At 64.0% G+C, this 24899-nt stretch carries 18 protein-coding genes; 10 read left to right on the top strand and 8 right to left on the bottom strand.

Annotated elements, in window-relative coordinates; translation table 11 throughout:
* Window positions 1–16: 16 nt before the first annotated feature.
* A complete protein-coding gene (aceE, locus tag GV035_RS14600) occupies window positions 17–2710 on the bottom strand; it encodes a pyruvate dehydrogenase (acetyl-transferring), homodimeric type (protein WP_159835769.1) in 2694 nt (897 codons plus the stop codon).
* A 282-nt stretch (window positions 2711–2992) separates the two neighbouring features.
* On the opposite strand from aceE, the gene fixL reads away from it, so the two are divergent.
* The 6 genes from fixL to GV035_RS14570 all read left to right on the top strand — a co-directional run bounded on the left by fixL (window position 2993) and on the right by GV035_RS14570 (window position 12198).
* The gene (gene fixL / locus GV035_RS14595) at window positions 2993–5530 is read left to right on the top strand and encodes an oxygen sensor histidine kinase FixL (protein WP_159835768.1); all 2538 of its coding nucleotides are present in this window, start codon (window positions 2993–2995) and stop codon (window positions 5528–5530) included.
* Complete coding sequence (fixJ, locus tag GV035_RS14590) at window positions 5527–6165, top strand: oxygen response regulator transcription factor FixJ (RefSeq protein WP_159835767.1); 639 nt, start codon at window positions 5527–5529, stop codon at window positions 6163–6165. The genes fixL and fixJ overlap by 4 nt, the downstream gene beginning before the upstream one ends.
* 438 nt (window positions 6166–6603) lie before the next feature.
* Window positions 6604–7911: a DUF3300 domain-containing protein gene (locus GV035_RS14585; protein ID WP_159837922.1), complete on the top strand. Its 1308-nt coding sequence runs from the start codon at window positions 6604–6606 to the stop codon at window positions 7909–7911.
* Window positions 7912–7953: 42 nt separating this feature from the next.
* On the top strand, window positions 7954–8868 hold the full coding sequence (locus GV035_RS14580) for a DUF2950 domain-containing protein (protein ID WP_236572610.1): 915 nt from the start codon (window positions 7954–7956) through the stop codon (window positions 8866–8868).
* A gap of 177 nt (window positions 8869–9045) precedes the next feature.
* Window positions 9046–9900: a bifunctional methylenetetrahydrofolate dehydrogenase/methenyltetrahydrofolate cyclohydrolase FolD gene (folD, locus tag GV035_RS14575; RefSeq protein ID WP_159835765.1), complete on the top strand. Its 855-nt coding sequence runs from the start codon at window positions 9046–9048 to the stop codon at window positions 9898–9900.
* A gap of 171 nt (window positions 9901–10071) precedes the next feature.
* On the top strand, window positions 10072–12198 hold the full coding sequence (locus GV035_RS14570; protein WP_159835764.1) for a M3 family metallopeptidase: 2127 nt from the start codon (window positions 10072–10074) through the stop codon (window positions 12196–12198).
* Window positions 12199–12234: 36 nt separating this feature from the next.
* Here the strand turns inward: GV035_RS14570 and GV035_RS14565 are convergent, their stop codons facing one another.
* On the bottom strand, window positions 12235–13509 hold the full coding sequence (locus GV035_RS14565) for an amidohydrolase family protein (protein WP_159835763.1): 1275 nt from the start codon (window positions 13507–13509) through the stop codon (window positions 12235–12237).
* Window positions 13510–13766: 257 nt separating this feature from the next.
* Between GV035_RS14565 and GV035_RS14560 the strand changes: the two genes are divergently transcribed.
* Window positions 13767–14165: a hypothetical protein gene (locus GV035_RS14560; RefSeq protein ID WP_236572609.1), complete on the top strand. Its 399-nt coding sequence runs from the start codon at window positions 13767–13769 to the stop codon at window positions 14163–14165.
* A gap of 411 nt (window positions 14166–14576) precedes the next feature.
* Complete coding sequence (locus GV035_RS14555) at window positions 14577–15884, top strand: hypothetical protein (RefSeq protein ID WP_159835761.1); 1308 nt, start codon at window positions 14577–14579, stop codon at window positions 15882–15884.
* Here GV035_RS14555 and GV035_RS14550 read toward each other — a convergent pair.
* The gene (locus tag GV035_RS14550) at window positions 15837–17075 is read right to left on the bottom strand and encodes a hypothetical protein (RefSeq protein ID WP_159835760.1); all 1239 of its coding nucleotides are present in this window, start codon (window positions 17073–17075) and stop codon (window positions 15837–15839) included. The two genes, GV035_RS14555 and GV035_RS14550, sit on opposite strands and share 48 nt — an antisense overlap.
* Window positions 17076–17410: 335 nt before the next feature.
* Here GV035_RS14550 and xth point away from each other — a divergent pair, with 335 nt between their 5' ends.
* Complete coding sequence (xth, locus tag GV035_RS14545; protein ID WP_159835759.1) at window positions 17411–18190, top strand: exodeoxyribonuclease III; 780 nt, start codon at window positions 17411–17413, stop codon at window positions 18188–18190.
* Between the two features lie 24 nt (window positions 18191–18214).
* Here xth and ntrC read toward each other — a convergent pair whose 3' ends face one another.
* The 3 genes from ntrC to glnA all read right to left on the bottom strand — a co-directional run bounded on the left by ntrC (window position 18215) and on the right by glnA (window position 22548).
* A complete protein-coding gene (gene ntrC, locus GV035_RS14540) occupies window positions 18215–19699 on the bottom strand; it encodes a nitrogen regulation protein NR(I) (RefSeq protein ID WP_159835758.1) in 1485 nt (494 codons plus the stop codon).
* 123 nt (window positions 19700–19822) lie between these two features.
* Window positions 19823–20965 (bottom strand): nitrogen regulation protein NR(II), encoded by a 1143-nt coding sequence (gene glnL, locus GV035_RS14535; protein ID WP_159835757.1) that lies wholly within the window; start codon window positions 20963–20965, stop codon window positions 19823–19825.
* Window positions 20966–21132: 167 nt separating this feature from the next.
* Window positions 21133–22548 carry a type I glutamate--ammonia ligase gene (glnA, locus tag GV035_RS14530; protein ID WP_159835756.1) on the bottom strand — a complete coding sequence of 472 codons (1416 nt, stop codon included), beginning with the start codon at window positions 22546–22548 and terminating at the stop codon, window positions 21133–21135.
* A gap of 368 nt (window positions 22549–22916) precedes the next feature.
* Here glnA and GV035_RS14525 point away from each other — a divergent pair, with 368 nt between their 5' ends.
* On the top strand, window positions 22917–23381 hold the full coding sequence (locus GV035_RS14525; RefSeq protein WP_159835755.1) for a rhodanese-like domain-containing protein: 465 nt from the start codon (window positions 22917–22919) through the stop codon (window positions 23379–23381).
* Between the two features lie 16 nt (window positions 23382–23397).
* Here the strand turns inward: GV035_RS14525 and GV035_RS14520 are convergent, their stop codons facing one another.
* Entirely contained in the window at window positions 23398–24087 is a 690-nt protein-coding gene (locus GV035_RS14520; protein WP_159835754.1) for a copper homeostasis protein CutC, read from the bottom strand.
* Window positions 24084–24896 (bottom strand): competence/damage-inducible protein A, encoded by an 813-nt coding sequence (locus tag GV035_RS14515; protein WP_159835753.1) that lies wholly within the window; start codon window positions 24894–24896, stop codon window positions 24084–24086. Before GV035_RS14515 ends, GV035_RS14520 begins: the two co-directional genes overlap by 4 nt.
* Between the last annotated feature and the right edge of the window lie 3 nt (window positions 24897–24899).

Below are 24899 nucleotides of genomic sequence, written 5' to 3'. Positions count from 1 at the left end.
CTCGGGGGCGATGCCTTTAGACGGTCATCGGGTTGGGTTTGGCCGGGTCGAGGTTGTACTTCTTGATCGCCTCAGCGACGACGTTACGCTCGATCGTGCCTTCGTCGGCGAGCGCGTTGAGCGCCGCCAGCGTGACCCAGTAGCGGTCGACTTCGAAGAAGTGGCGCAGCGCCTCGCGCGTATCCGAGCGGCCGTAGCCGTCGGTGCCGAGCACCACGAACTTGTTCGGCACATAGCCGCGAATCTGGTCGACGAGCGCGCGGATGTAATCCGTCGATGCGATCACCGGACCCTGCGCGCCCTTGAGCAGCTTCGTCACGTGCGGCACGCGCCTCTCTTCGGTCGGATGCAGCAGGTTGTAACGCTCGCAGTCCTGGCCTTCGCGAGCCAGTTCCGTGAAGCTCGGCACGCTCCAGAGATCGGCGGACACGCCCCAGTCGTTCTTCAGCAGATCGGCGGCGGCGATGACTTCATTGAAGATCGTGCCCGCGCCCATCAGTTGGACGTGTGCACGGCCCGCGCTCTCGGCCTTCTTGAACGAGTACATGCCCTTGATGATGTCGCCAGCAACGGCATCGCCTTGCGGAATCGCCGGATGCTCGTAGTTCTCGTTCATCACGGTGATGTAGTAGTACACGTCCTCCTGCTCCTGCACCATGCGGCGCAGGCCGTCCTGCATGATGACCGCGAGTTCGTAACCGAACGTCGGGTCGTAGCTCACGCAGTTCGGAATCGACGCCGCCCACATGAGCGAGTGGCCGTCTTCGTGCTGAAGGCCTTCGCCGTTGAGCGTCGTGCGGCCAGCCGTGCCGCCCAGCAGGAAGCCGCGCGAACGCATGTCGCCCGCGGCCCACGCCAGATCGCCGATGCGCTGGAAGCCGAACATCGAATAGAAGATGTAGAACGGGATCATGATCTCGCCGTGCGTCGAATACGACGTCGCGGCCGCGATCCAGTCACACATGCCGCCGGCTTCGTTGATGCCTTCCTGAAGGATCTGACCCGTCTCGGTTTCCTTGTAGAACATGAGCTGGTCGGAGTCTTCCGGAATGTACTTCTGGCCGTCCTGATTCCAGATGCCGATCTGGCGGAAGAGGCCTTCCATGCCGAAGGTGCGCGATTCGTCCGGCACGATCGGCACGACGCGCTTGCCGATAGCCTTGTCCTTCAGCAGGATGTTGAGCACGCGCACGAAGGCCATCGTCGTGGAGATTTCGCGGCCTTCGCCCGTGCCCTTGAGCAGCGGCTCGAATGCGGACAGCGCCGGCACCGGCAGCGATTCCGCCTTTTCGCGGCGCGCCGGCAAATAGCCGCCCAGGTCCATGCGCTTCTGGCGCATGTATTCGAGTTCCTTCGAGCCTTCTTCGAACGTGAGATAAGGCACGTCGACGATCTGCTCGTCGCTGATCGGCAGGCGGAACTGGTCGCGGAATTTCTTCAGCGTCTCGATCGGCAGCTTCTTCTGCTGGTGCGTGATGTTCATCGCCTGACCATGCTCGCCCATGCCATAGCCCTTGATGGTCTTGGCGAGGATGACGGTCGGCGCGCCCTTCGTCCGGGTGGCGGCGTCGAACGCGGCGTAGATCTTGTGCGGATCGTGACCGCCGCGGTTCAGGTTCCAGATGTCCTCATCGGACCAGTCGGCGACGAGCGCCTTCAGTTCCGGCGTGTTGAAGAAGTGCTCGCGCACGAACGCGCCCGACTCCGACTTGTACGTCTGGTATTCGCCGTCGACGACTTCCATCATGCGGCGCATCAGCGCGCCGGTCTTGTCGCGCGCGAAGAGCGCGTCCCAGCGGCTGCCCCAGATGACCTTGATGACGTTCCAGCCCGCGCCGCGGAATTCGCTTTCCAGTTCCTGGATGATCTTGCCGTTGCCGCGCACCGGGCCGTCCAGACGCTGCAGGTTGCAGTTGATGACGAACACGAGGTTGTCGAGACGCTCGCGGCCGGCCATGCCGATCGCGCCGAGCGATTCCGGCTCGTCCGTTTCGCCGTCGCCGAGGAACGCCCAGACCTTGCGGCCTTCGGTCTTCGCGATGCCGCGCGCCTGCATGTACTTCATGAAGCGCGCCTGATAGATCGCCATGATCGGGCCGAGACCCATCGACACGGTCGGGAACTGCCAGAAGTCCGGCATCAGCCACGGATGCGGATATGACGAGATGCCCTCGCCGCCCACTTCCTGACGGAAGTGATCCAGTTGCTTTTCGGTCAGGCGGCCGAGCAGGAACGCGCGCGAGTAGACGCCCGGCGACGAGTGACCCTGCACGAACACGAGATCGCCGCCGTGGTCCTTCGACGGCGCGTGCCAGAAATGATTGAAGCCGACGTCATAGAGCGTCGCGGCCGACGCGAACGATGCGATGTGACCGCCGACGTTCGTGTCCTTGCCCGCGCGCAGCACCATGGCGATGGCGTTCCAGCGCGTGTACGACCGGATGCGGTGTTCGACGTCCTGGTCGCCCGGAATCTTCGACTGCGACGCGACCGGAATCGTATTGATGTACGGGGTGTTTGCCGAAAACGGCAGATGTTCGCCGTGCACGCGAGCGAACTCGATCTGTTTCTCGATCAGGTAATGCGCGCGGTCAGGACCGACCGCGGAAATCACGCCATGCATTGCTTCGAGCCATTCGGCGGTTTCCTGCGGATCGTCGTCCTTGGCATTGGCGACATATTTGAGAACTTCGTCGGGTACAGCGGACATGCTCGTCTCCTGATGTGAGGAACGCTCTAAGAACAGCCGAAAACACACGCCCGCACGGATTCGGGCACTGGCCGCGTGCCGGCATTCTAAAGAGGGTCCAGACCTAGTAGCAAGGTATTTTTCGAATCATGGGAGTTGATCTCATGATGTGAAAAAATGCTGCAATGCACCGTCCCATATGATTTTTTTGCTCAGACGTTTCTCCTCCTTTTCCGCAAATGAGCCGTCTTTCCCGTCTTTTTACGCTAATTAACAATCGGGCGCTGCGTTACAATCGCTTCCATGTTGACTGACCGGCTGATCAAACGCTCGGCGCGAGTCGGGAAGAAACCCACTGACTCGTCGCCCTCCCGCTGGCACCACGGCCCGTGGTGGTCGAACTCCTATTTACTCACGCCGCTCATTTCGATCATCGTATTTCTGGTCGTCATGAGTCTGATTCTCTGGAGCCTGAACCGGCGCGAGCAGCAGCAGCAGGAAGACACGCTGTATCGCAATGTCGCGTGGGCGCAGCAGCAAATCCGTCTCGCCATGACGGGTGCGCAAGAACAAATCCAGGCCCTCGCGCGCGACATCGCGGCCGGCCACGGCGACTCGCAGAACTTCCAGACCGCGTCCGCCGACATCATGCAGGGGCATCCCGAGATCCTCTACATGAACTGGTATACGAGCGAGCACAAGCCGCGCTGGCCCAACACGCCGTTGCCGGTGCTCGGCTCGCGGCTCGCCAAGCCGAACGACACGCAAATGGACGAGGCCGTGCAGGCCGCATTCGACGAAGCGCGCAGCACGCGCCGCCAGGTCTACTCCCCCCTTCTTTACGATGACCTCGGCAACGGTTACATCACGCTGCAAACGCCGGTGTTCCGCGACCGCGAATATCTCGGATCGATCGCGGCGGTGTTTTCGATCGAAGGCATCCTGAAGCGCGACATTCCGAGCGAACTGTCCGCGAAGTACAAGATCTCGATCACCGATCTGAACAATCGGGAACTCGCCACCACGTCCAGCCGCCCGCGCCTGCCGCGCGACATGTTCTACGACCTTCCGCTCGACCCGCCCGGCCAAGGGCTGTCGGTGCGCGTCTATTCGTATCCGCAGCTCACGAATTTCACGAACAACACGCTCGTGTGGCTGGTGGCGGGTTTGTCGTGCTTCGTGCTGTGGAGCCTCTGGAGTCTCTGGAAGCACACGCGCCAGCGGTTCGAGGCGCAGCAGGCGCTCTACGCGGAAGCCTTTTTTCGTCGCGCGATGGAAAACTCGGTGCTGATCGGCATGCGCGTGCTCGACATGCACGGCCGCATCACGCACGTGAATCCGGCGTTCTGCCGCATGACGGGCTGGGACGAAAGCGATCTCGTCGGCAAGAACGCGCCGTTTCCGTACTGGCCGCGCGACGCGTATCCGGAAATGCAGCGCCAACTCGACATGACGCTGCGCGGCAAGGCGCCCTCGTCCGGCTTTGAATTGCGCGTGCGCCGCAAGGACGGCTCGTTCTTTCACGCGCGGCTGTACGTGTCGCCGCTGATCGACAGCTCGGGCCGGCAGACCGGCTGGATGTCGTCGATGACGGATATCACGGAGCCCAAGCGCGCCCGCGAGGAACTCGCCGCCGCGCACGAACGCTTCACGACCGTGCTCGAAAGCCTCGACGCGGCCGTCTCTGTGCTCGCCGCCGACGAAGCCGAACTGCTCTTCGCGAACCGCTATTACCGGCATCTGTTCGGCATTCGCCCGGACGGGCATTTGCAACTGGCGGGCGCGGCCTTCGACGGCAACGCGCAAAGCTCGTCGGACACGCTCGACATGATCGACACCTATGCGGGACTGCCCGCCGCCGCGCTCACCGAAAGCTCGGCGGACGCGCAAGAAGTCTACGTCGAAGGCATCCAGAAGTGGTTCGAAGTGCGCCGCCAGTACATTCAGTGGGTGGACGGCCACCTCGCGCAAATGCAGATCGCCACCGACATCACCCAGCGCAAGCAGGCGCAGGAACTCGCCCATCAGCAGGAAGAAAAGCTGCAATTCACGAGCCGCCTGATGACCATGGGCGAGATGGCGTCGTCGCTCGCGCACGAGCTGAACCAGCCGCTCGCCGCGATCAACAACTATTGCTCGGGCTGCGTCGCGCTCGTGAAGTCGGGCCGCATGACGCAGGAAACCCTGCTTCCCGTCCTGGAAAAGACCGCGCAGCAGGCCGTGCGCGCGGGCATGATCATCAAGCGCATCCGCGAGTTCGTGAAGCGCAGCGAGCCCAAGCGCCAGGCGACGCGCGTGGCGGATATCGTCGCGGACGCGGTCGGCCTCGCCGAAATCGAGGCGCGCAAACGCAAGATCCGCATCGTCACCGAAATCCGCTCGCGCATGCCGGTGATCTACGTCGATCCGGTTTTGATCGAACAAGTGTTGGTCAACCTGTTGAAAAACGCGGCGGAAGCCATGCATGATGCGAAGCCGAACGCCGTCGATCCCGTGATTCGCGTGGTCGTGCAGCGAACCGATGGCGGGTTCGTGTGCATCAGCGTGGTGGATCAGGGTCCGGGCGTCGACGAAGCCACCGCCGAGCGTCTGTTCGAGCCCTTCTACAGCACGAAATCCGACGGCATGGGCATGGGGCTGAACATTTGCCGCTCGATCATCGAATCGCATCGCGGGCGGCTGTGGGTGGTGAACAACGTCGAGGCGGATGGCCACGTGACCGGAGCGACCTTCCATTGCAGCTTGCCGATCGGCGAAGCGGACGGTTCGACGGGACCGGGCGCCGACGCGCACGACGAACATACGAATACGAGACAACATACCGTTACGGGAGAACTATGAGCAGTCCAGTCACCACTCAGGAAACCGTCTTTGTCGTCGACGATGACGAGGCCGTGCGTGATTCTTTGCGCTGGCTGCTCGAAGCGAACGGCTATCGCGTGCAGTGCTTTTCCAGCGCGGAATCGTTCCTCGACGTCTATCTGCCGATCGCGCATTCGGGCGCCATCGCATGCCTGATTCTCGACGTGCGCATGGCCGGCATGACCGGCCTGGAATTGCAGGAAAAGCTGATCGCGGACAACTCCGTGCTGCCGATCATCTTCGTCACGGGTCACGGCGACGTGCCGATGGCCGTCTCGACCATGAAGAAAGGCGCGATGGACTTCATCGAGAAGCCCTTCGACGAAGCGGAACTGCGTAAGCTGGTCGAGCGCATGCTGGAAAAGGCGCGCAGCGAGAGCACGAGCGTCCAGCAGCAGCGCGCGGCCGCCGAGCGGCTCGGCAAGCTGACGGCGCGCGAGCATCAGGTGCTCGAGCGCATCATCGCGGGGCGGCTCAACAAGCAGATCGCGGATGACCTCGGCATCAGCATCAAGACGGTGGAAGCGCATCGCGCGAACATCATGGAGAAGCTCTCGGTGAATACCGTCGCCGACCTGCTGCGTCTCGCGCTGTCCAACAAGCCTCAGCAGTAACGCGTCGTTGCTGTGTTCTATCGCGTGGCCGGCTCCAATGCCGGCCACGTCTCTTTTGGACGTCTCCGCTGGCCAACTCGGCCGCTGACCGCCGCGAAACCGAAACGTCAAATTTCGTGTTTCGCGTTGACACAAAAGAGTGCCCGCCCGTAGTTTGATCGTGCCCCAACACCGGAGTCGATCATGCGCGTCAAGGCCACCGCTGCACATTCAGGCAAACGTTTCGCCACTGGCCGCACGCGAACGTCTCCGTCCCTCGCCGCCTTCTCCCGCGGTTCCACTACGCCCCCTCGATTCCCCGCATCCGATCCGTTGACCTGGCGCTGGCCAGTGAGCGCGCCGAAGTTTCTGCGTCTTGGCAGCGAGATCGGACGCCGGGTGCCTCAACCAGGAGACTCCGCCTTGAACGAAACGCCATGTCCTTTGCTGGCGAAGCCCATGCGTCCCGTGCGCGCGCTCGCCCTCGCCGCGACGCTCGCCGCCGCGCCGCTCGCCGTGTTCCACGCGCCGAGCGCCTTCGCTCAGACACAGTCCGCCGCAGCCGCCGGCCAGAAGCTCTCGAACGAGCAGGTCGACGCGCTCGTCGCGCCCATCGCGCTGTATCCCGATGCGCTGCTCGCCCAAGTGCTGATGGCCTCGACGTATCCGCAGGACATTCAGGCCGCCGCGCAATGGTCGAAGGCGAATCCGAACATCAAGGGCGACGACGCAGTGAAGGCCGTGCAGTCGGAGCCGTGGGACCCGAGCGTGCAATCGCTCGTCGCGTTTCCGCAGGCATTGGCGACGATGGCGTCGAAGCCCGACTGGGTGACGCAGCTCGGCAACGCGTTCATCGCGCAATCCGGCGACGTGATGGATTCCGTGCAGCGGTTGCGCCGCGCGGCCCAGAGCGCCGGCAATCTCAAGAGCAGCGAGCAGCAGAAGGTGGTGGTCGAGCAAAGCACCATTCAGATCGTGCCGGCCAATCCGCAAGTGGTGTACGTGCCGACCTATAACCCGACCGTGGTGTACGGCGCGTGGCCCTATCCGGCGTATCCGCCGGTCTACGTGCCGCCGCCGCCCGGCTATGCGATTGCGTCGGGTCTCGCGGCCGGGCTCGCGTTCGGCACCGGCGTCGCGGTCGCGAATGCGCTGTGGGGCAACTGCGACTGGGGCCGCCACGACGTCAACGTCAACGTGAACCGCTACAACAACATCAACGTCAACAACCGCATCAACGCTAACAGCAACAACGTGCGCTGGAACCGCAGCGACCCGCAGTTCAACCGGAACAACATCGGCAACCGGCAGAACTTCGGGAACCAGAATCTCGGCGCGGCGAATCGCGATCAGTTCCGCGGACGCGATCAGGCACGCGCGCAGGCGGCGCAGACGTTGCAGCAGCGCACGGGGCAGAACCTGAATCAATCGGCGAATCAGCGCGTGCAGAACATCCGGCAAGGCGGCGAATCGCGCGGCGCCGGCAACAACGATCTGCATCAGCGCGCGCAGAGCGTCAACCGCGACAACGCGCTGCGCGGCGCGGGCGACGGCAACGCCGCGCGGCAGGACATCCAGCGCGGGCAAGCGAGCCGCGAATCGTTCGCGAGCGCGCACCCGAATGCCGGCGGCGGCGTGCAGCGCCAAGGCGGCGGCCTTGGCAGCGGAGGCGGCGGCGTCCAGCGCAGCGGCGGATTCCAGGGCGGCGCGGGCGGCGGCGGGGGCGGCGGCTTTCATGGCGGCGGAGGCGGTTTTCATCGCCGCTGAGCCCTTTCGCGCCACTTCCATGCCATGACTCAGGAGCCCCAGATGACCTTTATCAAAACATTCGCCGCATTGCCCCGCCCTGACCTGCGCGCCGCGCTCGCCGGCGCATCGCTGGTTCTCGCCGCCTCGCTCGCGCACGCGCAGGCCGTGTATCCGACGCCCGAAGCCGCCGCGCAAGCCCTCACCGACGCCATCGCATCGAGCGACGAAGCCGCGCTCTCCAAAGTGCTCGGCCGAGACCACGCGCGCTACGTTCCGACCGACAACATCGGCGTAGAAGACGTCTACGAGTACCTCGGCTCGTGGGCGAAGGGACACCGCATCGTCGAGGAGACGAACACGGCCACCGGCCCGAAGCGCGCTCACATCGAGACCGGCGACAGCGGCTGGATCCTGCCGATTCCCCTCGTGGAGACGGGCAAGGGCTGGCGCTTCGACATGCCCGCCGCACGCGACGAAGTGCTGACGCGGCATATCGGCCGCAACGAGCGTTCGGTGATGCGCGTCGCGCTCGCTTACGTCGATGCGCAGAACGACTATCGGAAGCTGTCGAACCACTACGCGGACCGCTTCGTGAGCACGCCCGGCAAGCACGACGGCCTCTACTGGGACTCCGCGCCCGGCGAGCCGGACAGCCCGCTCGGCCTGCTCGCGGCGGCGATGCCGAACAAGGCGACTGCGTCGGGCGGCTACTACGGCTATCACTACCGCATCCTCACCGCGCAAGGGCCGCACGCGCAAGGCGGCGCGAAGAACTACATGGAACGCGGCGCGCTTCAGAATGGCTTCGGCCTGATCGCGTGGCCCGCGAAGTACGGCGAAACCGGCGTGATGTCGTTCATGATCGATCAGGACGGGCGGCTCTATCAGAAGAACCTCGGTGCGGCGTCGGCGCGCGTGGCGGCGTCCATCAAGACGTTCGATCCCGATTCGTCCTGGCAGCCCGTCTCGCCGTAGGGAAACAGCGAGCGCGGCAAGCGCCGCGACGCCGTTCGCCGCCGGACGCCCGAAAGCGCCCGGCGGTATAATTTCGCCCTTCTTCAGCGGCGCCGCGAGCGCCCTGGCGCGCCCGGCAGCAAGTCGCATCGCCCGCGCGCGCCTCGCCACACCGCCCATTGTCCATCCCGATTCGCCATGACTGCCCAACTCATCGACGGTAACGCCCTCTCCAAGACCCTTCGCGCCGATGTCGCCGCCCGCGCGGCCGTGCTCACCGCTCGCGGACACAAGCCGGGCCTGGCCGTGGTGCTCATCGGCGACAATCCGGCGAGCGAAGTCTATGTGCGCAACAAGGTGAAGGCGTGTCAGGACAACGGGCTGCATTCGGTCTTCGACCGCTTCCCCGCGACGCTCGCCGAGAACGAATTGCTCGCGCATATCGAGAAGCTCAACGCCGATCCGTCCATCCACGGCATTCTCGTGCAACTGCCGCTGCCCGCGCATGTCGACAGCCACAAGGTCATCGAAGCCATTTCGCCAGAGAAGGATGTGGACGGCTTTCACGTCGCGAACGCGGGCGCGCTGATGACGGGCAAGCCGCTCTTTCGCCCGTGTACGCCGTATGGCGTGGTGAAGATGTTCGAGGCGCACGACATCGACCTCAAGGGCGCGAATGCGGTGGTGATCGGGCGCTCGAATATCGTCGGCAAGCCGATGGCGCTCTTGCTGCTCGAAGCCGGCGCAACCGTCACGATCTGCCACAGCAAGACGCGCGATATCGCGCACTACACGCGCGACGCGGATGTGGTCGTCGCGGCGACCGGCCGCCGCAACATTCTGACGGCGGACATGGTGAAGCCGGGCGCGACGGTGATCGACGTGGGCATGAATCGCGACGAAGCGGGCAAGCTCTGCGGCGACGTCGACTTCGCGGGCGTCAGGGAAGTCGCGGGCTACATCACGCCGGTGCCGGGCGGCGTCGGCCCGATGACCATCACCATGCTGCTCGTGAACACGCTGGAAGCCGCCGAGCGCGCGGCGCAGGCGTGAGCCGACGGGCGTGAACCGACGGGGGCGCGCCCGATCGTCCCCTTAGAAACAATCCATTGGATTTTGGCCCCGCCGCCCCAATAATGCTCCAATAGCATTCGATACGAGCGGCGCGGGCTCCGCCATGACGGTCCCGTTCCGCGTTTCAATGAACACCGAACCGGGAGAGCCATGAGCGATACCACCGCAGCCACGCCGACGACGGCAGCATCCAATCCGCTGCTCGATTTTTCCGACTTGCCGCGCTTCGGCGATATCAAGCCCGAGCATGTCACCCCGGCGCTCGACGTGCTGCTGGCGGCGGCCAAGAGCGCCGTCGATCGCGCGAGCGCGCCAAACACGCCTGCCACCTGGCAGGACGTCGTCGAAACGGTGGAGCGTGAATCGGAAAAGCTCTCGCGCGCGTGGGGCGTCGTCGGGCATCTGAACGCCGTCGCCGATACGCCCGAACTGCGCGCCGCCCATGCCGAAAACCTGCCGCGCGTCACCGAATTCTCCGCGAGCGTCGGCCAGAATCTCGCGTTGTACGAAAAGTACAAGGCCATTGCCGCAGGCAACGAGTTCGCCGGACTTTCCCCGGAGCGCAAGAAGATTCTGGAAAACGCGCTGCGCGATTTCCGCCTTTCCGGCGCTGAATTGCCCGAAGACCGCAAGCCGCGCTTCGCGCAATTGCAGGAAGAACAGGCCGCCCTCTCGAAGGCGTTTTCCGATCACGTGCTCGATTCCACGAACGCCTATTCATACGTCGTCACGCAGCCAAGCGATCTCGCCGGCCTGCCCGACGACGTGATCGAAGCCGCTCGCGAAGCCGCTCAGAAGGAAGGCAAGGACGGCTGGAAGTTCACGCTGCACTTTCCTTCGTATTTCCCGGTGCTGCAATACGCGCAGCATCGGCCGATGCGCGAGGCGATGTATCGCGCGTATGTCACGCGGGCGTCGGAACTCGGCGAAACGTACGGCAACGGCAAGGCCGAATGGGACAACACGCAGAATATCGTCGAGCACCTGAAGCTGCGTCAGGAAGAAGCGCGCACGCTCGGCTATCAGAATTTCGCGGAAGTCTCGCTCGCGCCGAAGATGGCGGAGTCGCCCGTGCAGGTCATCGCGTTTCTCGAAGACTTGGCGAAGCGCGCGCGTCCCTACGCCGAAAACGACTGGATGGAAATGCGCGCGTTCGCGGCCACTGAGCTCGGCATGCCCGAGCTCCAGCCGTGGGATGTCGCTTACGCAGCCGAGAAGCTGCGCCAGAAACGCTATTCGTTCTCCGAAAACGAGGTCAAGCAGTACTTCCCGCAGGAAGCGGTGCTCAAGGGTCTTTTCAAGGTGACCGAAACGTTGTTCAACGTCTCGATTCGCCGCGACGAAGCCGCCGTGTGGAATCCGGACGTGCGCTTCTTCCGCGTCGAGAACCAGGACGGCTCGCTCGTCGCGCAGTTCTATCTGGATCTCTACGCGCGCGAAGGCAAGCGCGGCGGCGCATGGATGGACGACGCCCGCGCCCGCCACAAGCGCACGCAGGGCGACGTGCAGACGCCGGTCGCGTACCTCACGTGCAATTTCTCCGCGCCCGTCGGCGGCAAGCCCGCCTGCTTCACGCATGACGAAGTCATCACGCTGTTCCACGAATTCGGGCACGGCCTGCATCACATGCTGACGCGCGTCGACGAACTCGGCGTCTCGGGCATCAACGGCGTCGAATGGGATGCGGTCGAACTGCCGTCGCAATTCATGGAGAACTTCTGCTGGGAGTGGGACGTGCTCACCGACATGTCCGCGCACGTCGAAACCGGCCAGCCGCTGCCGCGCGAACTCTTCGACAAGATGCTAGCCGCCAAGAACTTCCAAAGCGGGTTGGGCACGCTGCGTCAGATCGTCTTCTCGATGTTCGACATGGTGCTGCACACGTCCTACGATCCGGCCAACGGCACGCAGAACGTGAACGACGTTGCCCGCGAGATCAACGAGAAGTTCCACGTGATTCCGCAGGCGCCGTTCTCGCGCTGGCCGAATACGTTCAGCCACATCTTCGCGGGCGGTTACGCGGCGGGCTATTACAGCTACAAGTGGGCCGAAGTGCTGTCCGCCGATGCCTACGCCGCGTTCGAGGAAGCCGCGAAGGCCGCGAACGGCTCGGTGCTGAATGCGGAGACCGGCACGCGCTATCGCCGCGAGATTCTCGAAGTGGGCGGCAGCCGCCCCGCGATGGATTCGTTCAAGGCGTTCCGCGGACGCGAGCCGAGCATCGACGCGCTTCTGCGTCACAACGGCATGAGCGAGCACACGCAGACCGTTCACTGATCGACAACCCCGGCCGCCCGGCCGGGGTTTTCTTCATCAGCGTTGGATTCTGAAGTCCACTTCCGCAGGCCGTCCTTCGAGCGCGAGCGTCGCGCGCATGGCCGGGCTGCGGCTCACCACCTTCCCTCTTCGGATCACCGCCGTGCGCGCCGCGCGCAGACGGATCGCTTCGATCGGGTCGCGTGCGTCCAGCACGACGCAGTCCGCATGGCAGCCCACTTCAACGCCGTAGTCTTCGAGTCCGAGAATGCGCGCGGGCGTGCGCGTGACCGCATCGAAGCACGCCCGCATCGCGTCGACGCCGGTCATCTGCGCGACGTGCAGGCCCATGTGCGCGACTTCGAGCATGTCGCCCGAGCCTAAGCTGTACCACGGGTCCATCACGCAGTCATGGCCGAAAGCGACGTCGATGCCCGCCGCCATCAGTTCGGGCACGCGCGTCATGCCGCGCCGCTTCGGGTACGTGTCCGAGCGTCCCTGCAACGTGATATTGATGAGCGGATTCGCGATCGCCGCGACCCCCGCCTCGCGCATCAGCGGAATCAGCTTGCTGACGTAGTAGTTGTCCATCGAATGCATGGACGTGAGATGCGAGCCGGTCACGCGTCCGTGCAGTCCTAGCCGATGCGTTTCAGCCGCCAGCGTTTCGATGTGGCGCGACAGGGGATCGTCGGATTCGTCGCAGTGCATGTCGACGCGCAAACCGTGCTGCGCCGCGTATTCGCACAGCAGCGTAATGGACGCCGCGCCGTCGGCCATCGTGCGCTCGAAGTGCGGAATGCCGCCGACGACATCGACGCCGAGCGCAATCGCACGCTTCAGATTCTCGAACGCGCCCGGGCTGCGCAGCACGCCGTCCTGCGGAAACGCGACGAGTTGCAGGTCGAGATACGGCTTCACGCGGCGCTTCACTTCGACGAGCGCCTCGACGGCGAGAAGCCGCGGATCGCAGACATCGACGTGCGAGCGGATCGCCAGCAGCCCGCGCGCGACGGCCCAGTCGCAGTACTGCAGCGCGCGCTCGACGATGGCTTCCTGCGTCAGCTCGGGCTTCAGTTCACCCCATAGCGCGATGCCTTCGAGCAGCGTGCCCGACGCGTTCACGCGCGGCAGACCGTACGAGAGCGTTGCGTCCATGTGAAAGTGGGCATCGACGAAAGGCGCGGTCACGAGCGAACCGTTCGCGTCGATTTCTTCGCGCGCGCGGGCATCCAGATGCGGCTCGATGGCGGCGATGCGGCCGCCTTCCATGCCGATATCGACGAGCGAGGTCGAACGCACGAGCGCCGCGCGGCGAATGATGAGATCCATGTGCAGCCCTCTTACGTAAGCGGTTCGGACGATTGTAGCGGGACATAAAAGCGCGGACGCGGCGCCGATATGCTTATCGAAATGATCAGGAATTGCAGAGAAACGTTTGCTTTGTGACGGTGGCGGATGCGTCGGCACCTTTGGCGGCGGGCGTACGAGCGTGCGCTTACAATCGGTTTCAACTCGAGCAAAAGATACGGAGACCGATGGTGCTAACCGCAAATCTTGCCTGGCGAAAAACGCGCAGCTTGTCTCGAATGCTCTTTGGCGTCACCGGATTCGTCCTTCGCCGCAGGTCCGGCCGAATCGGGCAGACTCACCCGCCGGCGACGCTGCCGAGCGCGCAAGTGCTGGCGCTCGCGCTCGCGGCCGAAGGCGGTTTGCGGCGCCATGCATCATCGCGTGCCGGCGATCGCGCGGCCGGCAACTACTACGACCTCGCTATCTTCGAAGTGGGCATCGACACGACGTCTCGCGGCCTGACGGCTTCGAGCGGCGTGCAAGGCAAGGTGGTCATCGCCGCGACGTCGGAAGCGGGTGCGCTGAGCGTGCTGCGCGCGCAACTGCGCGGCGACGCGCGCTGCTATGAGTTCCACTGGAACGGCCGAACGATTCCCGTGCATTACCTGCTCGGCGCATCGGGGCTTTACCTGTAGTCATCTCGCGGACGGTTCAGGCCGTCTCGCATTCAGTCCGCCTCGCGCTGCTGCATCGCGCGTGTCACCCGGTCGCTGCCGTACCCTTTCATTCAACCTGCCTGCAAAGATGAACGTGACTGGCGTCGCTTCGTTGCGCCTCGCTCACGTGCTCATGACCCGCATGAGCCGGCACTCGAAGGACTCCGACACATCAATCGTTTGCGTCTCGCGACACGCAGCCCGAGTGTGCGTGCGCGCGGGCCTGCACGACCCTTGAGGCGGCCGCATCGGACACGGACGCGCGCCGCGCATCGAAGATGGCATCCGTCCGCTGCATTTCCCGCGTCGCATAGAAGAAAAACGACTGTCAAACCATGCAGAGACCTAACGATGCTTTCCTTCCGCAACCTTCTCTCGGTCCGGCGCTTGATGAGCCTCGGACTCGTGCTGAACCTGTTCGTGATGCGGCCGTCCGCGCTCGGCGAACGCTATACAGCCATCGGCGTGCTGATCGCGCCGCTATTGACCTGCCTGTATCTGTTCCATACGCATCGCCAGATCCGCTACACGACGCCGCGCCTGCGCGCCGAAACCGCCTGCCTGCTGGGACTGATGGCGGTGTACTGGATCTACGTCGCGCCCATTTCCATCGTGAACGGACGCTCGCAGCTCGAATGGACGCTGTATGAACTCGTGACGACCGGCGTGGTCGGCTTGTCGTACAGCGCGTTTCTGCTCGACGTCAACGCGAATCGTCTCTTCTTTCGCCAGCTTTGCACGGCTGTCGCACTGCTCGGTTTGTCGAGCCTCGTCACGGAACTGCTGACCTTCTGGCTCGGCAGCAAGGACAGCCTCTATCTCTTCAGTCTGCCCGTGAAAGGCTATGCCGATTACACCCAAGACCCGCGCGCCGCGACGGGCGCGATCTACTTTCCGTTCTCGATGCTCTACAGCGATTTCGCATCCGGCACCGTGAAATTCGACCGCTACTGCGCGTTCTTTCGGGAAGCGGGCATCTATCAGGCGGTCGCGTGCTTCTGCCTGATCTACGAGGCGCTCACCCGCCGCTCGAAGTTCCTGCTCGCGTGCATGGTCGGCGGCATTCTCTGCGCGTTTTCGACGCTCGGCGTCGCGTTGCTCGCCATGTCGCTCGGCCTCGTGTTCCTGCTGTCCGGCCGCTCGCGGCGGCTATTCATGCCGCGCCTGCTCGTGACCTGCGCGATCGTGCTGATGGCGTGGCCCATCGCGCTCTATACGCCGTACATTGGTCTCAAGGACAAGGCGCGCACGCACGGCGAGTCGATCAGCGACCGCTCGCGTTCCATCGACCGCGGCCTCGCGAACTTCGCGATGCGCCCGCTTGGCGTCGGTCTTTTCAGCGGCAAGGAGCAGAACGACGGTATCTCGCTGCTCGCGCAGATCGGCATGATCGGGCTGTTCGGCTTCGCGTGTCAGGTGGTCATGCTGTCCGCGTGGCGGCCGGGGACGAAGGCGAACTGGTCGAAGATCGGCGCCTGCGCGCCCTTGCTGATTACCGCGCTTTTCGCCCAGCCGATAGCGGGCGCGCCGACCATCTACGTCATTTTGCTGGCGTATCTGCCGCGTCTGCGGCATGGCTCCCGCGTCCCGCGTGCGCTCGCGGCGCCGCACGCGTCCGCATCCGCCGAATCGCTCGCTTCAGCCGCGATGTCAGCCGATCAGGTTCCCTGCCTGCAGACTGTCGCGCGAAACGCGTAGCGGCACGCCGCATGCCGCGATGACGTTGCCTTGCACGAGACAGCGCGAGACGACCGTGATGCCCTCGGCGAAGCGGTGGATCGCGTTGTTCGCGATGACGGTGTCGAGGGTTTCGGCATCGGGAATCAGAATGCCGGCGCTGCCTGACGACGCGCCGCTTCCCTCGATGTGATTCGCGCTGATGACCACCTTGCGCTTTTGCGGCGCGTCGCCGCTGACGCTCGCGCGCGTGCCGACCTGAATGCCGTTGTTGCGCGCAAGCACGGTCACGATGTTGCCGTCGATGGTGATCGCGCCGGTCGCGTCTTCGACGTGCAAGGTGCCGTTCGCGCTTGATGCGTTCGAGGCCACCGTGTTGCCGACGACCGCGATATCCGTCACATGCGCGATATTCAGCGGCAAGTCCATGTCGAGGCTGCGCGCGGTGATCGTGTTGCCCTGCACGATCACGTTGGAGCACGCGATATGCGGCGTGTTGACGCCGATGCTCGCGTCGATGCACACGTTGCCCGCGATATGAATATGCGACGACGCGCGTCCAAGCGGCGCGCGGCGCACGTCGCCTGTCATGCCGCGCTGATTATTGATCTGGACTCCGTACGAACACGACTCGAACTGATTGTTCGATACGATAAGCCCGGTGAGGCCCGTGCCCATGAACCACGCGCCGAAGATGTTCGACTGGCGGGGCGTCGCGCCGATCGTGCGTCCGACGATGCAGTTGTTCTCGAAACGCTGATTGCGCGCGTCATCGACGGCATTGAGCACGCCGTGCATGTCGGTCTTGCTCGTGTTCGACAGATCGAAGGTCACGTCGCGCACGAAGGTGCCGCTGCCGCCCCATTCGAACGCCGCGCCGCCGCGCGCGCCGTCCAGCGTTGCGATGAGCGTGGCGCCTTCGCCGTGCGTCGAGACGCCGCGCGCATAGATGCCGCGCGTCACGCGATACGTCGCGCCGCGCAGCGATACCGCCGAAATGCGCTGCTGCCGCGCGTGTTCGTAGGCGGCGTTCAGGGCGGCGGAGTCGTCGGCGCGGCCGTCGCCTTTCGCGCCGAACGCGAACGGGGTGACGGCATCGGCATTCGAACGGACCGCCGCGAACGCTGCGCGCGGAAACGCATAGACATTGAACGCGCCGAGGGCGAGTCCGGCATCGAGAAGAAAGCGTCGGCGATTGAAGGATGATTTCATGCACGAGAATCTAGCGCCGCCGCGCGTTGCCGACCGTGCGATCGCGCATGGATGTCCTGCATGCGCTCGTCATGTTCGGTGGCGAGCGGCGGCGCAAACGCGCGCAACCCGCAGTCAGCGCCGCGCAAGAGCCTCCAGAACAGGGCGATGCCAGCGACGTAAAGCAGGTCCATTTGACACATGCGAGAGTACGAGAACCGGTGTAAAGGGCGCGGAAAGAATTCGCGCGGGGAGATAAAAAGCCCGTAAACACGCGCGTTAAGGTACGCACGCGCCATGGCGTTATCATTCCGGCTTCGATCGACCGTCAAGAAACCACAGGCATTCGCCGTCACATGAAAATCGCAACGTGGAACGTCAACTCCCTCAAGGTCCGTCTTCAGCACGTCACCGACTGGCTGCAACTCTCGCAAGTCGATGTGCTCTGTCTTCAGGAACTGAAGCTGCCCGACGAGAAATTTCCCCGCGCCGAACTCGAAGCCGCCGGATACAAAAGCTGGTTCGCGGGACAGAAGACGTATAACGGCGTCGGCATTCTGGTGCGCGACGGCATCGAAGTCCACGACGCCACCGTGGTCCGCAATATTCCCGGCTTCGAAGACTTGCAGCAGCGCGTGATCGCCGCGACGGTCAACGGCGTGCGGATGGTGTCGGCGTATTTTCCGAACGGACAGGCGCCCGGTTCCGAGAAGTTCGCCTACAAGATGCGTTGGCTGGATGCGCTGCGCGAATGGCTTCGCGAAGAGATGACGCAGTATCCGAAGCTCGCGCTGCTGGGCGATTACAACATCGCGCCGGAAGACCGCGACGTGCACGATCCGAAGGCGTGGGAAGGCCAGAATCTCGTCTCGCCGGAAGAGCGCGCGCATTTCATGCAGCTCGTCGGGCTGGGCCTGACCGACGCCTTCCGCAAGTTCGAGCAGCCCGAGAAGCTCTTTTCGTGGTGGGATTACCGGATGATGGCGTTTCGCCGCAATGCGGGGCTGCGGATCGACCACATTCTGCTGTCGTCCGAGTTGTCGGCGCTCTGCACGTCATGCGAAATCGACAAGGTGCCGCGCAAGTGGGATCAGCCGTCCGACCACGCGCCAGTCGTCGCGACGGTCGGCTGCTGATCCCTCCCAACGCCAATGAAGGCGTCACGCGTCGAGATGCAGTTCCTGAATCTTGCGCGTGATCGTATTGCGCCCGATGCCGAGGCGCTCGGCCGCTTCCACCTTGCGCCCGCGCGTGAAGTCGAGCGCCTCGCGAATCACCGCGGCTTCGAAGCGGCGCGCGAGTTCATCCATGACATCGGCGGAATTCTCGCGCAACAGACGCGCGACTTCCGTGCGCAAGCCGCTCTCCCACACGCTCACCGGCACGCCGGCAGGCGGCGGTGAAGCCGGCGACGTCGCGTATGCAGCCGAGCCGTTTGGCGCGACGGCGCCATCGGTCGACACCGCGATGCTCTCCGGCGTGGCGTCCTGACGTGGCGTGAGATCCGGCGGCAAGTCCTTCTGTTCGATGACCTGCGCGGGGGCCATCACGGTAAGCCAGTTGCACAGGTTTTCGAGCTGGCGCACGTTGCCGGGAAACGGCAGCGACGCGAGATACGCGAGCGCACTGTCGGAGACGCGCTTCGGCTCGACACCCAGATCGCGCGCGCTCTTTTGCAGAAAGTGCCGCGTGAGCAGCGGGATGTCCTCGCTGCGTTCACGCAAGGCGGGCAGACGCAGGCGAATCACGTTCAGGCGATGGTACAAGTCCTCGCGAAACAGCCCCTGCCGCACGCGCGCATCCAGATTCTGATGCGTCGCCGCGATCACGCGCACGTTCGCGCGCAGCGGATTGTGCCCGCCCACGCGATAGAACTGCCCGTCCGACAGCACGCGCAAGAGCCGCGTCTGCAAGTCGAACGGCATGTCGCCGATTTCATCGAGAAAAAGCGTTCCGTTCTCGGCTTGTTCGAAGCGGCCCTGGCGCATCGCCTGCGCGCCCGTGAACGCGCCGCGCTCGTGACCGAATAGTTCGGACTCCAGCAGATCTTTCGGGATCGCGGCGGTATTGAGCGCGATGAACGGCCCGTTGGCACGCGGGCTATGCCGGTGCAACGCGCGCGCGACAAGCTCCTTTCCGGTGCCCGATTCGCCCGTGATGAGCACGGTCGCCGCCGAATGCGACAGGCGGCCGATGGCGCGGAACATGTCCTGCATCGCGGGCGCCTGTCCGAGCATCTCGGGGGTTTCGGTCACGCGCTCGTCGTACGCAGCCTCGCCGCGCATGCTTTCGTCGACGGCGCGGCGAATCAGCTCCACCGCCTTGTCGATATCGAACGGCTTGGCGAGATACTCGAACGCGCCGCCCTGAAACGCGGCGACCGCGCTATCCAGATCGGAAAACGCCGTCATGATGATGACAGGCAGACCCGGCAGCGTGTCGCGCACCGTTTGCAGCAGTTCGAGCCCCGAGCCGCCGGGCATGCGGATGTCGGAGACGAGTACTTGCGGGCTGTCGGTTTCGAGCGCGGCGAGCGCGTCGCGCACGCCCGAGAAACTGCGCGTCGTGAAGTTCTCTCGTGCGAGGGCTTTTTCGAGCACCCAACGGATGGATTGGTCGTCGTCTACTATCCAGATCGGCTTCATATCGTTCGGCGAGAAGTCTTCGTGTGGTTCGGTGTGTGCCCGTCGAAACGGTCAGGCTTCGTGGCTTCGCGCGAAATTCGCGGCCCGCAGTCTGCTGGATGTCGATAGTGTTCGATACGCGTGTCAGTTCCCGAATGGCAGCAAGATGGCGAACTCCGTGCAGCCCGGCTTGCTCTCCACTTCGATCAGTCCGTCGTGCTGCTGCACGAACGACTGCGCGAGCGTGAGGCCGAGGCCGCTCCCGTCTTCCCTGCCCGACACGAGCGGAAAGAAGATGCGGTCGCGGATATCGCCTGGAATCCCCGGACCGTTGTCGGTGATATGCAAGTCCAGTGCCAGTTTGTGCAGGCGCTTGCCGATAGTGACCTTGCGCGCGATGCGCGTGCGCAGTTCGATCTTCGCGTCGCCTTGCGAGATGCGCTCTCTCAGCGCCTCGGCCCCGTTGCGCACGATGTTGAGCAGCGCCTGAATCAGTTGCTCTTTGTCGCCGCGCAGGTCGGGCACGCTCACGTCATAGTCGCGCTCGATGGTGAGGCCGCGCGGGAACTCCGCGAGAATCACCGCGCGCACGCGCTCGCAGACTTCGTGGATGTTCACGTCGCCGACGATATGCGGATGCCGGTGCGGCTCCAGCAAGCGATCGACGAGCGTCTGCAAGCGGTCCGACTCCTTGATGATGACCTGCGTGTATTCGCGCAACTCGTCGCGTTCGCGCGCGCCGAGCTCGAATTCCAGCAGTTGCGCCGCGCCGCGAATGCCGCCAAGCGGGTTCTTGATCTCGTGCGCGAGATTGCGGATAAGCTGCTTGTTCACCGCCGTCAGATCGTGAATGCGCTCCTCGCGATCCGTGCGCAAGTGGCGCTCGTTCTCGAACAGTTCGAGCAGCACGTAATCGGACGCGGCTTCCAGATACGCGACGATCGCATGAACATGCAGCGGCTCGCGTCCCGCGCGTTCGAGCGCGGCATCGAGCCTCGTCGCGTTGAAGCGGTTCTCCGCGATGGACGCGATCGTCGTGGCGAGTTCGTCCGCATTCGCGAAGAGTTCGGACCAATGCGTCTGCATCAGTTGCTTGCGCGACATCTCCAGCATCGACTCCGCCGACGGGTTCGCATACGCGATCCTCAGATTGCGCTTGTCGAGCACGAGCACGACGGTCGGCAACGCTTCGAGGCCGGGCAAGAGGCCGGTCGCGGCGAGTTGCGTGTCGTCGGAGAGCGCGTCGGCGTGACCCTTGCGCGCCTTGATCAGATTCTTGAGCACCATCGTGCAATGATTGAGGTCGTTCGTCCTACCGATCTTCTTCTCGTTGCGTGACAACCGCGAGCGATTAAAAAAGGGACGGCGCGCCGTCCCTTTCCGTCGTTCTTCATCGCATGACATTGAGCGCGCGTCATCGAACGGAATTCAATGAAACGCGCTGCCGTCATGCTTTACAGCGAGTAGTACATCTCGAACTCGATCGGATGCACCGCCTGACGATAACGCTGGAGCTCGTTCGTCTTCAGTTCGATGTAGGCGTCGAGCATCGAATCCGTGAACACGCCGCCGCGCGTCAGGAACTCGCGATCCGCATCGAGTGCGTCGAGCGCCTGATCGAGTCCCGCGCAAACGGTCGGGATCTTCGCATCTTCTTCCGGCGGCAGGTCGTACAGATTCTTGTCCGCGGCTTCGCCCGGATGAATCTTGTTCTGCACGCCGTCGAGACCGGCCATCATCAGCGCGGAGAAGCACAGGTACGGATTCGCGAGCGGATCCGGGAAGCGCGTTTCGATACGGCGGCCCTTCGGGTTGCTCACGTGCGGAATGCGGATCGACGCCGAGCGGTTGCGAGCCGAGTACGCCAGCTTCACGGGCGCTTCGAAGTGCGGCACGAGACGCTTGTACGAGTTCGTACCCGGGTTCGTGATCGCGTTCAGCGCGCGCGCATGCTTGATGATGCCGCCGATGTAGAACAGCGCGAATTCAGACAGACCGGCGTAGCCGTTGCCCGCGAACAGGTTCTGGCCGTCCTTCCAGATGGACTGGTGAACGTGCATGCCCGAGCCGTTATCGCCGACGATCGGCTTCGGCATGAACGTCGCCGTCTTGCCGTACGTGTGCGCGACGTTGTGGATGATGTACTTCATCTGCTGCAGCCAGTCCGCGCGCTGAACCAGCGTCGAGAACTTGGTGCCGATTTCGTTCTGGCCCTGGCCCGCCACTTCGTGGTGGTGCACTTCGACCGGAATGCCGATCTGTTCGAGCAGCAGACACATTTCCGAGCGGATGTCCTGGAACGTGTCGACGGGAGCTACCGGGAAATAGCCGCCCTTCGTGCCCGGACGGTGGCCGGTGTTGCCGCCTTCGAATTCCTTCGCCGACGACCACGGCGCTTCTTCCGAGCCGATCTTCACGAACGTGCCCGACTGGTCCGTGTTCCACTGCACCGAGTCGAAAATGAAGAATTCCGGCTCCGGACCGAAGAACGCGGTGTCGCCGAGACCCGAGCTCTTCAGATACGCTTCCGCGCGCTTCGCGAGGGAACGCGGGTCGCGCTCGTAGCCCTTACCGTCGGCCGGCTCGACCACGTCGCAGCTCAGCACCAGCGTGGATTCTTCGTAGAACGGGTCGATGAACGCGGTGTCTGCGTCCGGCACGAGCAGCATGTCCGACGCTTCGATACCCTTCCAGCCGGCAATGGACGAACCGTCGAAAGCGTGGCCGCTTTCAAATTTGTCTTCGTCGAATGCCGAGACCGGCACGGAAACGTGTTGTTCTTTGCCGCGCGTGTCGGTGAAGCGAAAATCGACAAACTTGACGTCCTCGTCCTTGACGAGTTGCATGACGTCGGCCACGGATTTACTCATTACCTATCTCCTGATTAACAAAAGTCGGCGAATCGCTCCGCCGCCTCGACCAATTCTGCAGTTCCGTTTCAATCGAGGGTGGAAAAAGCAGCTTCTGTGCCAAGCGCATAATCTGCGCGGTAAATGATTGATCTTGCGCGCTTTTTCGCTTCATCGTGAGGCGCACTCCGCTGTGCCTCGCTAAGCCCGCATATGTGTCGGCACCAAAAATGTGCATTCATCGTAGCACGGTCGCTGATTCGCACCGCGCTTGTGCAGTCATGCGAATCTGCACTCCGTTAGTGCGGAAACCAACAAGGCGCGTTTCGAAGCCGCGCACATGGCGCCACGCTAAAATCAATTCTTCAAGAACACGGAGACACGCCGCCATGAGCACGCTCGACCAACTGTACGGCAAGGCCGCGAGCCGCGCCGCCGAGAACAGCCTCACGTACGCGGGCGCGCTGCTGCCCGCCGAAGCGTTCGAATTCCTGCAGCTCGAACCGCGCGCCCGGCTCGTCGACGTGCGTACCCGCGCCGAACTCGATTGGGTCGGCCGGCCCGCCATCAATGGCGAGCAGTACGCGCATATCGAATGGATCCGCTATCCGGGTTCGGTGCCGAACGCTGAGTTTATCGAACAATTAAGACAAGTCGCCACTCCCGATACGCCGGTCCTGTTTCTCTGCCGAAGCGCGGCGCGCTCGAAGCTCGCCGCCGTCGCCGCGCAGGGCCAGGGATTCACGAAAGCCTATGACCTGCTGGAAGGCTTCGAAGGCGACAAGGACGGACAAGGGCATCGCAAGACGGTGTCGGGATGGTGCTTTCGCGGATTGCCGTGGATCGGAGCTTGAGTGCGCTAGTTGCGCGCTAAGCGTCGAGCAACGCCCGCACACGGGCGACCGCGGCCTCGTCCACGGGCGCGAGCCCTTTGCCGCCGATTCGCACGCCGGAGCCGAAATGCACGGCGCGCACGCCCGTCGAACGGACAAACGGCGCGACAGCCTCCACGGTCAGGCCCGCGCCCGCGAGTATCGTGCAGCGCGTGCCTGTCGAACGCGCGACAAGCGAGGCGATCGTCTTCTCGGCCTGCAAGACCGACTGCTCGCCGCCCGACGTCAGCACATTCGTGATGGCATCGAAGCCGAGCAGCGTGTCGAATGCGGCGGGCAAATCGCGCGCCCCGTCGAACGCGCGGTGAAACGTGAGCGGCATACCGTCGGCGGCATCGACCACGCGTGACAGCCCTCCCGTATCGATGTCGCCGTTATCACGCAGCATCCCCACGACGATCGCGTTCGCACGCGTCTTCGCGATCGCGCGCACATCGCGCAGCATGACGGCGTAGTCGTCGGCATCGTAGACGAACGAGCGGCTATGCGGCCGCACGATCACGTTGACCGGTATGCCGACGGCGCCCACGACCGCCTCGATCAGCCCGATGCTCGGCGTCAGCCCGCCTTCGCCCATCGCCGTGACGAGCTCGATTCGGTTCGCCCCGCCGCGCTCGGCGGCGCGCGCATCGGCAACTGTCGTCGCGATGACTTCGAGCAGGATCACGGCGCTTCCTCCGACGGCACTTCGACCACTTCGCCGCCCAGCGCGATCACGCCCTCGCGCAGCGCCTCGAACGCAGCGTTCGCGCGCTCGGGGTCGCCCTTCACGCCCAGATCGATGTGCGAGCGCGCGTAGAGCGCGCCACGCGCCGCATCGCCGACGCTCGGCAGGCTGAACGCGCGCACGCCCGCGAAATCGCGCTCGATGGCGACCATCAGCGGTGTGATGCGCGATTCCGGCAAGCCGAAGACCAGCAACGAACGCTCGACGTAGGGCGTCGCGTGGTGCAGATGCGCGTACTTCGTGTCGAGCACCCATTCGATCATCGGCCACGCCATGACCGGAAAGCCCGGCACGAAGTGATGATCGCCGACCGAGAAGCCCGGAATCTTGTTGTAGCTATTCGGAATGATCTCGGCGCCCTTCGGAAACATACCCATGTTCAGCCGATGCAGGTTTTCCGGCGAGTCGAGATCGGCAGGCGTGTCGCCCGCCATGTCGCGGATGCGCGCGCGGATCAGCTCCGCCGCTTCCGGCTGCAATTCCAGCGGCACGCCGAGCGCCTTGGCCGCGCACTGGCGCGTGTGATCGTCGGGCGTCGCGCCGATGCCGCCCGTCGAAAACACGATATCGCCCGATGCGAACGTGCGCGCGAGCGTCGCGGTGATGCGCGCGGGATCGTCGCCGACGTATTCGGCCCAGTCCAGCGCCAGCCCGCGCGCGCCCAGCAGTTCGATGACTTTCGGCAGATGCTTGTCCGTGCGCCGCCCGGACAGGATTTCGTCGCCGATGATGATGACGCCAATGCCCATGAG

The sequence above is a fragment of the Burkholderia sp. 8Y genome (assembly GCF_902506145.1).
Lineage (GTDB): Bacteria > Pseudomonadota > Gammaproteobacteria > Burkholderiales > Burkholderiaceae > Caballeronia.
Note: the sequence above shows the minus strand (reverse complement) of the source record. Positions and strands in the feature narration are given on the sequence as shown.